Source organism: Caulobacter sp. DWR1-3-2b1 (genome assembly GCF_049895765.1).
GTDB lineage: Bacteria > Pseudomonadota > Alphaproteobacteria > Caulobacterales > Caulobacteraceae > Caulobacter.
Map to the genome: position 1 here is coordinate 109,517 of NZ_JAFCSZ010000004.1, position 11,353 is coordinate 120,869.

Sequence of the window (11,353 nt, forward strand, 5' to 3'; positions counted from 1 at the left end):
AAGTCGCCCACGGTCAAGCTAATGAATTAAAACGAAAAACGCCCGCCTTTCGGGACGGACGTTTTCCTTGTGCGGAAGGTCTTTCGCGCCGATCAGGCGGCGGCGACTTGCTCGTTCGGATCGCGCAGCACATAGCCGCGACCCCAGACCGTCTCGATATGGTGCTTGCCCTGGGCCGAGGCCGCCAGCTTCTTGCGAAGCTTGCAGATGAAAACGTCGATGATCTTCAGTTCGGGCTCGTCCATGCCGCCGTACAGGTGGTTGAGGAACATTTCCTTGGTCAGGGTCGTGCCCTTGCGCAGGGAGAGCAGCTCCAGCATCTGGTATTCCTTGCCGGTCAGGTGAACGCGATTGCTGTTCACTTCGACCGTCTTGGCGTCCAGATTGACCACGATGTCGCCGGTCTTGATGACCGACTGGGCGTGGCCCTTAGAACGACGGACCACCGCATGGATGCGAGCGATCATCTCATCCTTGTGGAAGGGCTTGGTCATGTAGTCGTCGGCGCCGCCGGAGAAGGTCTTCACCTTTGTGTCGATTTCCGACGAACCCGACAGGATCATGATCGGTGTGTTCACCTTGCCCACCCGCAGGGTGCGCAGAACATCGAGGCCGCTCATGTCGGGCAGGTTCAGGTCGAGCAGGATCAGATCGTAGTCGTAGATCTTGCCCAGATCGACGCCTTCTTCACCAAGATCCGTCGTATAGACGTTGAAGCCTTCAGACTTCAGCATCAGTTCGATGGTCTGCGCAGTTGCGCTGTCATCCTCGATCAACAGTACGCGCATGAGCCCCTCCACGCCACTCGGTGGCGTTATTCGACGTCTCGGCGGAAGCCGCCCGTTAAACTCGTCCTGCACTTTGCGGGACAGTTAATTTAAGACTGGTTAATGGTGAATGATCTCGATGTCCGAATGGTTAATATGATTTGCGAATCGGGTGCAAGCGGTCCCTGAGTCGCACCGCCAATTCGGCGGGGATGGTTTTCAATCCCCCCAAAGCGGATTCTCCCTCCCCGCGAAATCGCCAAAACCCAGCCCCTTCACGGTTCTGGAGTCCTGCGCCTTCCGCCGCCGCCCTGCGCTGGAGCGGTCGCATTGCGGCGCGATTGCGGCGTTCTGTCGCTGGGATTTTAGACGGCTTTTCGACGGCCCCGCGAAAGGCCAAGCTTCTGGCCGCGACAGCGCGCCGCGGACTGAAAAATTCAAGATTCCGACGGCAGCCAGCCAACCTGTCGAAGCTTGGCCACGGACGCGCGCGAAACCGGCGCCTGGAGGCCGTTGGAAAGCTCGAGCTTGAGGTTGCGGCCATCGGCCCTGACCCCGACCACGGCCGACCTTGCCACCCACCAGGAGCGATGGATGCGCATGCCTTCCCGGTCACCGAGGCTGGCGATCACCCGTTCGAACGGACCGGCGACGAGGCGTGAACCGACAGCAGAATGGATCCGGACATAGTGATCCTCCATCCGCAGGCACAGCACCTCGTCCAGAGTGGCCGCAGCCGAAGGCGCCGGTTCGAGGACAGAGAGCGTGGGCGCGACGACCTTGCCCTGGTTGCGGGTCAGAGCCCAGCGCACGCCGACATAGGCCGCCAGAGACGGAGCCGAAATGATCAGGCACTGACCATACCAGTCCAAGGCGCTCAGACCGGTCAGGCCAGGCCAGAAGCTCCGCGCGCTGAGGGCTACCAGGGCCGCCAACGGCGCGGCGCCGATCAGCAGGCCCGCGCCCAGCGTCACCACCGCCGGTATTCGCCACCGCTGGGCCGCGGCCAGGCCAAGGCGCGCGACGAGGCCAAAGATAAGCACCGCGCACCAGCTCGACAGCACCCAGTGTGCGATGCGCACAGCCGCCGACCCGTTGATGAAACTGCCAAACGGGCCGACCAGGCCAAAGAACAGGCCGATTACCGTGGCCACGGCCAGATCGATCGCCCAGTCGCGGGCGGTCCCCAGCAGCGATGGCGAGGTCTTGTTCATGATCGTCCTATAAACACCGTTCGCCGCTTCGCGAACCCGTTCGCCCATTCGCGCAAGCCCGCTGGCGAGCCCCGGCCAGACCGATCAAGCCTGACCCTGTCATCACAACAGGAGATCGCCCATGCGGTTCGCCCCGACCCTCTTCGCCCTCGCCTTTCTCGCCTTCGCACTACCCGCCGCCGCAGAGCCCAATGCCGGCTTTCAGGTGATCCAGGTCCCTGATCCTCAAGGCCCGCCGATCGAGGTGGGCGTCTGGTACCCCACCGATGCGCCGGCCACGGCGCCGGCCCGGGGCATGGGCAATATCAAGGTCGCCTACGGCGCGCCGCTGCAGGGCCAGAAGCTGCCGCTTGTGGTGATGTCGCACGGCAATGGCGGCTGGTTCGGCGGCCATTACGACACCGCCATCACCCTGGCCAAGGCCGGCTTCGTGGTCGCCGCCCTCACCCACACCGGCGACAATTACAAGGACCAGAGCCGCGCCACCGACATGGCCAACCGACCGCGCCAGCTGCACGTGCTGATCGACTACATGCTCGGCGACTGGACGGAGCATGCTCGCCTCGACCCCAAGCGGGTCGGCGCGTTCGGCTTTTCGTCGGGCGGCTTCACCGTGCTGGCCGCAGCCGGTGGCGAACCTGACCTGCGGCGCATCGAAGCCCAGTGCGGCGCCCATCCCAGCCACTATGAGTGCCAGATGGTCAAGCGGTCGCCCGTGGGGGCTGAAGCCTTTACCACGCCGTGGACCCACGACCCCCGCATCCGCGCCGTCGTCTCGGCCGCTCCTGCGCTTGGCTATACCTTCAAGGCCGAAAGCCTCAAGGCGCTCACCCAGCCCGTGCAGCTATGGCGCGCCGCCGATGACGAGATCCTGCCCGATCCGTTCCATGCCAGCGCCGTCAAGGCCGCCCTGCCCGCCAGCGTCGACTATCACGTCGTGGCCAAGGCTCGGCACTTCGACTTCCTGACGCCGTGCGACGACTACGCGCGCAAGAACCTGCCGGTTCTGTGCGCCAGCAATCCCGACTTCGACCGTGCGGCGTTCCACCACACCTTCAATGCCGCGGTCACGGCGTTTTTCACCGCCAGGCTCGCCCTAACACATCCCTAATTTCATGGCTGGTTAACGCTGAAGGTCGAGGATGGAACCTCACCATCGAGAACCGATTTGCGTAGCCTGATCGCCGCCATCGAACGTATCGACCCGCTGACCATTTCCGGTCGCGTCGCCGCCGTGAACGGCCTCCTGATCGAGGCTCGCGGCGGTCTGACGCGCCTGGCGGTCGGGGCCCGGGTCGAGATCGACCGGTTGGGCCTGCCGGTCCTGCCGGCCGAGGTCGTCGGCTTCCGCGAAACCCGCGCCCTGCTGATGCCCTTCGGTCCCGTCGAAGGCGTGGCCCCCGGCGCCGAGATCCGCATCATGCCCGAAGGCGCCGCCGTGCGCCCGACCAAAGCCTGGCTTGGCCGGATCATCAACGCCTTTGGCGAGCCCATCGACGGGCTTGGCCCGCTGCCCCAGGGCGAAGTGCCCTACCCCCTCAAGACCTCGCCCCCTCCCGCCCACGCGCGCGGCCGGGTCGGCGAGCGCCTGGACCTGGGCGTGCGGTCGATGAACGTCTTCACCACCACCTGCCGGGGCCAGCGCCTGGGCATCTTCGCCGGCTCGGGCGTCGGCAAGTCGGTGCTGCTGTCCATGCTCGCCAAGGAAGCCACCTGCGACGCCGTCGTGGTCGGGCTGATCGGCGAACGGGGCCGCGAGGTGCGCGAGTTCATCGAGGAGACCCTCGGCGAGGAAGGCCTCAAGCGGGCCATCGTCGTGGTCGCCACCTCGGACGAGCCCGCCCTGACCCGGCGCCAGGCCGCCTACATGACCCTGGCGGTCAGCGAATATCTGCGCGACCAGGACCTGGAAGTGCTCTGCCTGATGGACTCGGTGACGCGCTTCGCCATGGCCCAGCGCGAGATCGGCCTCGCCGCCGGCGAGCCGCCGACCACCAAGGGCTATACGCCCACCGTCTTCACAGAACTGCCCAAACTTCTTGAGCGGGCTGGACCTGGACCGATCCGCCCCGACGGCAGCACGGCCGCGCCGATCACCGCCCTGTTCACCGTGCTGGTGGACGGCGACGACCACAACGAGCCCATCGCCGACGCCACGCGCGGTATTCTCGACGGCCACATCGTCATGGAACGGGCCATCGCCGAGCGCGGCCGCTTCCCGGCGATCAATGTGCTGAAGTCGATCAGCCGGACCATGCCGGGCTGCCAGTACGACCACGAGCGCATGATCGTCAAAGGCGCCCGCCAGGTGATGGCCGCCTACGCCAACATGGAAGAGCTGATCCGCATCGGCGCCTATCGCGCCGGGGCCGATCCGATCGTCGACCGCGCCATTCGGCTCAATCCGGCGATCGAAGAGTTCCTCAGCCAGGACAAGGACGAGGCCACCAGCCTCGACGATTCCTTCGCGCACCTGGGTAGTATCCTCGAGAGTGACTACGCATGACCAAGTGGGCCGCTTCCCTGATCCGCATCTCGACCCACGAGGTCGAGACCCTGCAGAAGCGACTGGCCGACGTCGTCGAGCGCCGGATGGCCGCCGAGCTGCGCGTGGCCATGCTGGACGCCGAAGCCGAAGCCGAAGCCAAGCTGGCCGAGGCCTGCAGCGACACAGCCTGGATGATGACCAGCTACCGCGAAGGCTCCAAGCGCCTGCGCGCCCACATGATGCTGCAGATTGAGCAGTGCCAGATCGAGGAACAGGGCGCGCGCGATGCGCTGTCCGTCGCCTTCGAGGCGCTGAAGAAGTACGAGCACGTGGCCGAGGCGGCCAAGGTCCTGCAGACCAAGAAGATGGACAAGTATGAGTCCGCCCAGCTGGACGAACTGGGCCTGCGCCGGACCGGGACGTACCGGCGGTAGGCACGGCTCCCGAAAAGCCTGATCCGTATGCGCTCTTAAACCGTCATCGCCACCGCAAGGGCGGAAGTTCACCGGACCGACAATTTCTGACGGTAGATATCTGAAGGTCAGCTTTCGGCAAGGTCGCCCATTTTCGCTCCCGACCCATAGCGGCCCTTGAACATCGCAACACCTGACAGCGCGTTTCACTGCAATCGGTTCAGGTCTCGCGGCTTTTCAGGAGCTTTGATTGCTCTTAGGGCTCATCGACCGAAAATCATAAAAATCGCGGCGAAGGCGCCCATGCCGCAAACTACCGCGACCCCGTTCACGTAATTAACCGAATCCTTGAAAAAACGGCTGCGCCTTTCCGATAAATCTGCCGCTTGAGCCGCTTTTCGCGTCTCAAGTGCGACAATCTCAGGGCGGGGCTTGCTGAATAGGGAGGGCTTCGGATTTGGCCAGATCGGTTGATGCTTCATGCTCGCTCCAAGTGCTCGCGCGGCAGGGTGGATCAATATCACCATCTACTTCCCCGTCACGTTACGCACGTGACAAATGTCATGTCGCCAAGCGTATCTTGGGACGACAGCCACAGTCATGGCCAACGTGGCGGGGAGCGGCGATCCACCCTGAACAGACGATCAGCAGGTCCGCTCTCGCCGGCGGCACTTGCCAGCGCCGGTTTATCCCCGCCGTTTCAGGGCGTGATGACGGAGATCTGGTCTGGCTCAGTCCTGCCGAGGCGCCGGCGGGCGGGGACGGATCGCGGCGTGATCGGCGTCGCTGGTTTGGCGCAGGGCGCGCAGGTCTTCGCTGATCCGGAAGATCGCCACGTAGAATTCGCAGAAGGCGCGCCACAGCAGCACCATGGCGCCGGCGACCAGCAGGCCCGCGATCAGCACTGGGAAGGCCAGAAGGAGCGAGCCGATGCCGGGCTCCTTCAGCGCCAGGCCGACGGCCGCGCCGACCACCGAAAAGCCGAACAGGGCTACGACGCCCAGGCCGGCCCAATAGATCAGGTGAATCACCGGGCCCGTCACGAGCCGGTCGAAGGTCAGGAGGTCCCAGAACAGGGCGCCGCTGGATTTTGTCTTCTTGGCCGGAGGCATACGAACATACCCAAATCGGCGAAAAAACCGCCGCCTTGGCGCATCGCTAGCAGCGCGAAGCCCGCTCGGCAATGCCGAGCGGGCCACAGCTTTCAAAGGAATGAAGTCGTTACCGGGGCTTGGCGCCCGCCAGGGTGGCGTCGATCTGGGCCTTGGTGGCGGTGGTGCTCAGCACGCCGGCTTTGGAAGACAGGCTGGCGCTGGGCAGGGCGAACTTCACCGCGCCATGGGTGATCACCACATTGACCGAGCCGTCGGCGGCGGCGCTGGTGCCGGAAATCGTGCCGATGCTCAGGCCGGCCGGATCCATGACTTCCGAGCCGACCTTGAAGTCGCTGGCGACGACCGCCGAGGCGGGTGCGGCGCCGGTGTCGGCATTGGGCGCGGCGGGTGGCGTGGTCGCCGTGGCCGCCGGCGCCGAGGTCGTCGTGGTGGTGGTGGTCGATGCTTCAGCCGGCGGAACCGGGGTCGTCATCGGCGCGGTCGGTGTGGCCATGGGCGAAGCGGTTTGCGGAACTTGCTGACCGGGGGTCAGAGTGGTTTGCGCGAAAGCCGCCCCGGCGAAGGTCAGGGTTGCGGCGGCGGCGAAAAAAGCGATTCTGTTGCTGTTCATGTGAAGGCTCCGTCGGTGTCGTCAGCCCCTACCCTGGGAAACTAACGTCGTCGCGCGGGGGCGGTTCCGACCGGTAGCCGACACTTCAGGTTGTTGCGACAGTCGGGCGGCGAGCCGTCAGACCATGCCCACGGTCTTCAGACGGGCGCGCGGGTGGATCTCGTTCTGGCTCATCACCACCGTCTGGCCCCGGAAGCGCTCGATGATCGAACGCACATAGGGGCGCACGCCGGGGCTGGTGAGCAGGACGGCGGCCTCGCCTTGCAAAGCGGCGCGCTCGAAGGCTTCGCGGACGCCGCGGATGAACTCCTGCAGGCGCGAGGGGGCCAGGGCCAGCTGCTTGTCGTCGCCGGGACCGACCAGGGCTTCAGCGAAGGCCTGCTCCCACTCGGCCGACAGGGTGATGATCGGCAGGGCGCCGTCGTCGCCGCGATTGGCCCAGCACAGCTGACGGGCCAGACGGGCGCGGACCTGCTCGACCAGCTGGGTGACGGAGCTCGTATGCGGCGCGGCCTCGCCGATGCCTTCCAGGATCTGCGGCAGGTCGCGGATCGAGACGCGCTCCTTGAGCAGGGCCTGCAGCACGCGCTGCACCGTGGTGGCGGTGGCGACACTCGGGATCAGGTCGTCGACCAGCTTCTTCTGGCCCTCGGGCAGGTCCTTCAACAGCTTCTGCACTTCCGAATAGGAAAGCAGGTCGGCCATGTTTTCTTTCAGGATCTCGGTCAGGTGCGTGGTCAGCACGGTGGCCGGATCGACGATGGTGTAGCCCCGGAAGGTGGCTTCCTCGCGCAGGTCGTCGGCGACCCAGGTGGCGGGCAGGCCAAAGGCCGGCTCGCGCACGTGCTCGCCGGGCAGCTCGACCTGGCCGCCGCGCGGGTCCATAGCCATCAACATACCCAGGCGAACCTCGCCGGCCCCGGCCTCCATCTCCTTGATGCGGATCGCATAGCCTTGGTTGGCCAGGCGCATGTTGTCGAGAATGCGCACCGGCGGCATCACGAAGCCGAACTCGGTGGCGAGCGTCTTGCGAAGGGCGCGGATCTGGTCGGTCAGGCGACGGCCGTCCAGGTCGTTGATCAGAGTCAGCAGGCCGTAGCCCAGCTCGATTTTGACGTCGTCGATGGCCAGCGAGGCGCTGATCGGCTCTTCTTCCGGCTCACTGGCGGCCGCTTCCGCCAGCTCGGGATCGATCGGCTGCGGCAGCTTGGCGGTCATCGCGCGGCGATAGGCCAGGAAGCCCGCGCCCAGCGATAGGGCCGCGAACGGCAGGATGGGCATGCCCGGGATCAGCGCCATGACGCCCGATGACGCCGAGACCATGCCCAGAGCGACGGGGTTCATCGACAGCTGCTTGGTCAGGGCGGCGTTGGCTGAGCCCTCGACGCCGGCCTTGGACACGACCATGCCGGCCGCGATCGAGATGATCAGGGCCGGGATCTGGCTGACCAGGCCGTCGCCGATGGTCATCAGCGTATAGGTGGCCGAGGCCTCGCCGATCGGGATCTTGTGCTGGAGAACCCCGATCAGGATGCCGCCGACGATATTGATGCCGGTGATGATCAGGCCGGCGACCGCGTCGCCCTTCACGAACTTGCTGGCGCCGTCCATGGCTCCGAAGAAGGTGCTTTCCTGCTCCAGATCCTTGCGGCGCTGCTTGGCGGTGTCCTGGTCGATCAAGCCGGTCGACAGGTCGGCGTCGATGGCCATCTGCTTGCCGGGCATGGCGTCCAGGGTGAAGCGGGCCGCGACTTCGGCGATCCGGCCCGAACCCTTGGTTACAACCATGAAGTTTACCACCACCAGGATGATGAAGACGATCACCCCGATGACGAAATTGCCCTGCATCATCAGGTTGCCGAACGCCTCGATGACCGCGCCGGCGCCGTGCGGGCCTTCGTGGCCATGGCCCAGGATCAGGCGCGTGGAGGCGATGTTCAGGCCCAGGCGATACAGGGTCGCCACCAGCAGAACCGTCGGGAAAGAGGTGAATTCCAGCGGCTTCTTGATCAGCACCGCCGTCATCAGGATCAGGACCGAGCCCGTCAGCGAGACCGCCAGCAGCAGGTCCAGCAACATCGGCGGGACCGGCAGGATCAGCAGGACGATAATGCCGACAACGCCGACCGCCAGGCCCATTTCGCCGCGCAGAATCCCCGCCCACAGCGAGCTGGCGCTAGGCATCGAGGTGCTGGTCTTGGGCAGGGCGGCGTCAGCCATTCAGAGCCTGGATCCTGTTCCTGGTCTCCCTCGCGCTTGAAGCGATTTGCGCGGGGTCGCCAATTCCTTAATTCAAATTAGCCATGTCTGGCGCCGGACCGATGGTCGCGGCGCCAAGCGTGGTCTCAGGCGGCGGCGGAGGAGCCCATGCCGCCCTGGGGCGGCGGCACCGAAACGCCGGCGTCGCCGTATTCCTTGAGCTTGTTGCGCAGGGTCCGGATCGAGATGCCCAGGATGTTAGCCGCGTGGGTGCGGTTGCCCAGGCAGTGTTCCAGGGTGTCGATGATCAGGTGCTGCTCGACCTCGGCCACCGTCGAGCCGACGAAGGCGCGAGAGACGGCGTCGGCGGCGATCTGGGCCCCGCGGGCGACCGCGGCGCCAGGATTGGGAGCCATTGGCTGGCCGTCCGGCAGGCGGATGGCGAATTCCTCGATCTCGGCGCCGGGCGACAGCAGCACCGCGCGGTGCATGGCGTTTTCCAGTTCGCGGACGTTGCCGGGCCAGCGATGGCCGATCAGGCGGCGCTTGGCCTCGGCCGAAATCGGCTTTTCCGCCACGCCATTGGCCGCCGAGTACTTCTTGATGAAGAACTCGCAGAGGCTCATCACGTCGGCCGGGCGCTCGCGCAGGGGCGGCAGGCGCAGGTTCACGACATTGAGGCGATAGAGCAGGTCTTCGCGGAACGTCCCGTCCTTCACGGCCTGGGTCAGGTCACGGTTGGACGTGGCGAGGATGCGGATGTCCACCTTGACCGGCTTGGAGCCGCCGACGCGGTCGATCTCGCGCTCCTGGATGGCGCGCAGTAGCTTGGCCTGCAGGCGGGTGTCCATCTCGCTGATTTCGTCCAGCAGCAGGGTGCCGCCGTTGGCTTCCTCGAACTTACCGATGCGACGCGCCATGGCGCCGGTGAAGGAGCCCTTCTCGTGGCCGAACAGCTCGCTTTCCAGCAGGTTCTCGGGGATGGCCGCGCAGTTGACGCTGATGAACGGCGCCTTGGCGCGGCGCGACTTGCCGTGGAGGTAACGGGCCATCACCTCCTTGCCCGAGCCGCTTTCGCCGGTGATCAGGATCGAGGCGTCGGACGGGGCGACCTGGTCGGCCAAGCGGATGACGCTTTCCATCGACGGATCGCGAACGATCATCGGGCGCTCGTCGTCGGTGACGGCGGCCAGGACAGCGGCGATCAGCTCGGCATCCGGCGGCAGGGGGATGAATTCCTTGGCCCCGGCCTTGATCGCGGCGGCGGCGCGCATGGGATCGGCGTCGACCCCGCAGGCCACCACCGGCACCCGGATGCGCTCGGACTCGTTGGCCGCGATCAGGCCCGCGATGTCCAGCGAGTAGTCGACCATCAAGAGGTCGGCGCCCTGCCCTGCGCGCAGGGCGTGGGTCGCCTGCTCGATGGTTTCGACGTGCGAGACCTTGGCGCCCGTGTTCATCGCCATCTTCACGGCGACGGAGAGCTGTCCGTTCAGTTTACCAACGACGAGAAGCCGCATGATCTTGTCCTCCTTGACGCGTCAGGCTCAGCCCGCCGCGTCGCCGTCCTTGATGATTTCCGTCATGGTCACGCCAAGGCGTTCGTCGACGACGACGACCTCGCCCCGGGCCACCAGCCGGTTGTTCACATAGATGTCGATCGCCTCGCCGACCTTGCGGTCCAGCTCGAGGATGCTGCCCTGGGTCAGTTGCAGCAGCTGGGCGACGGACATGTGGGCGCGCCCAAGGACGGCCGAGATATTGACGGGAACGTCGAACACCGTCGCCAGGTCGGAGGCGATCTTGTCGCTCATTTCGACGGGCATCTCCGAGGCCAGCATCTGGCCTCCGAATTCGTCGAGCGTGAGATTTTCTTCGGACATGGCGGTCAGCTTTCGCTAGCGGGAAGCAGGGGTTCGGCGTGGAGGCCCTCGGCGGCGATGGCCGCCTCGAGGGCTTCGGAGACGCGGCGGGTCGCCTCGTCGGGATCGAAGGACGCCCGGCCTTCACCCCAGTCGAAGGTGAAGGCTGCGGGCGGCATGTGAGGGTCGGCGCGGACCACGATCTGGCCGGGAAAGCCGATGGCGTGAGCGGTCTCTTCGAGCGCCGCCTGGGTGCGCTCGACCAGATCCTGGGACACCCGCACGGTGATGCGCGGCTGGGCCTCGACTTCGCGCGCCAAGGCCACCAGGGCCGCGCTGGCGGGCGCTTCGGGGAAGCGCTCGAGGGCGGCGTCGGCGATCTTGCGGCCGGCGGCCAGGGCCAGGATGGCCGAGCCCGAACGGTGCTCGTGAGCCACGGCGGTCAGAGTCGAGAAGGCCTCCTGCACGGCGCGGGCAATATCGGCCAGGGCGTTGGCGGCGTGCTGTTCGGCGCGGGCGATGGCAGAGCGCTCGCCCTGGGCATGGCCTTCCGCGCGGGCGGCCTCGACTTCTTCGGGAGTGAAGGCGCGCTTGGGGCGGGGCGGAGGCTCGCGCATGCCGCCTTGGCTGTCGAAGACGGTGTCGAAGCCGAAGCGCTTATGGGGGATGTCGGTCATTTTGCCAT

General features: G+C 66.0%; 12 protein-coding genes. 3 read left to right on the forward strand and 9 right to left on the reverse strand.

The features are described from left to right. Positions 1-92: 92 nt before the first annotated feature. Together ctrA and ACP69S_RS05675 are read right to left on the reverse strand one after the other, a co-directional pair. The gene (ctrA, locus tag ACP69S_RS05670; protein ID WP_425995596.1) at positions 93-788 is read right to left on the reverse strand and encodes a response regulator transcription factor CtrA; all 696 of its coding nucleotides are present in this window, start codon (positions 786-788) and stop codon (positions 93-95) included. Positions 789-1,204: 416 nt separating this feature from the next. After that, entirely contained in the window at positions 1,205-1,981 is a 777-nt protein-coding gene (locus tag ACP69S_RS05675; protein WP_425995597.1) for a LytTR family DNA-binding domain-containing protein, read from the reverse strand. Between the two features lie 121 nt (positions 1,982-2,102). Between ACP69S_RS05675 and ACP69S_RS05680 the strand changes: the two genes are divergently transcribed. Genes ACP69S_RS05680 through ACP69S_RS05690 form a run of 3 tightly spaced genes read left to right on the forward strand, consistent with a single transcriptional unit; the run spans position 2,103 to position 4,903 of the window. Then, positions 2,103-3,092 (forward strand): alpha/beta hydrolase family protein, encoded by a 990-nt coding sequence (locus ACP69S_RS05680; RefSeq protein ID WP_425995598.1) that lies wholly within the window; start codon positions 2,103-2,105, stop codon positions 3,090-3,092. A 57-nt stretch (positions 3,093-3,149) separates the two neighbouring features. Then, positions 3,150-4,487: a flagellar protein export ATPase FliI gene (gene fliI / locus ACP69S_RS05685; protein WP_425995599.1), complete on the forward strand. Its 1,338-nt coding sequence runs from the start codon at positions 3,150-3,152 to the stop codon at positions 4,485-4,487. Further along, positions 4,484-4,903: a flagellar export protein FliJ gene (locus ACP69S_RS05690; RefSeq protein ID WP_425995600.1), complete on the forward strand. Its 420-nt coding sequence runs from the start codon at positions 4,484-4,486 to the stop codon at positions 4,901-4,903. Before fliI ends, ACP69S_RS05690 begins: the two co-directional genes overlap by 4 nt. Positions 4,904-5,145: 242 nt before the next feature. Here ACP69S_RS05690 and ACP69S_RS05695 read toward each other — a convergent pair whose 3' ends face one another. From ACP69S_RS05695 to ACP69S_RS05725, 7 genes are all read right to left on the reverse strand, one after another. Then, on the reverse strand, positions 5,146-5,364 hold the full coding sequence (locus tag ACP69S_RS05695; RefSeq protein WP_425995601.1) for a hypothetical protein: 219 nt from the start codon (positions 5,362-5,364) through the stop codon (positions 5,146-5,148). A gap of 249 nt (positions 5,365-5,613) precedes the next feature. Continuing rightward, the gene (locus tag ACP69S_RS05700) at positions 5,614-5,994 is read right to left on the reverse strand and encodes a DUF4282 domain-containing protein (protein ID WP_425995602.1); all 381 of its coding nucleotides are present in this window, start codon (positions 5,992-5,994) and stop codon (positions 5,614-5,616) included. Positions 5,995-6,103: 109 nt separating this feature from the next. Continuing rightward, on the reverse strand, positions 6,104-6,607 hold the full coding sequence (locus ACP69S_RS05705) for a hypothetical protein (protein ID WP_425995603.1): 504 nt from the start codon (positions 6,605-6,607) through the stop codon (positions 6,104-6,106). A 117-nt stretch (positions 6,608-6,724) separates the two neighbouring features. Continuing rightward, positions 6,725-8,827 (reverse strand): flagellar biosynthesis protein FlhA, encoded by a 2,103-nt coding sequence (gene flhA / locus ACP69S_RS05710; RefSeq protein WP_425995604.1) that lies wholly within the window; start codon positions 8,825-8,827, stop codon positions 6,725-6,727. 125 nt (positions 8,828-8,952) lie between these two features. Beyond that, the gene (locus ACP69S_RS05715) at positions 8,953-10,326 is read right to left on the reverse strand and encodes a sigma-54 interaction domain-containing protein (protein ID WP_425995605.1); all 1,374 of its coding nucleotides are present in this window, start codon (positions 10,324-10,326) and stop codon (positions 8,953-8,955) included. 27 nt (positions 10,327-10,353) lie between these two features. Further along, entirely contained in the window at positions 10,354-10,689 is a 336-nt protein-coding gene (fliN, locus tag ACP69S_RS05720) for a flagellar motor switch protein FliN (RefSeq protein ID WP_425995606.1), read from the reverse strand. Between the two features lie 5 nt (positions 10,690-10,694). After that, a complete protein-coding gene (locus ACP69S_RS05725; RefSeq protein WP_425995607.1) occupies positions 10,695-11,345 on the reverse strand; it encodes a flagellar assembly protein FliH in 651 nt (216 codons plus the stop codon). Positions 11,346-11,353: the final 8 nt, after the last annotated feature.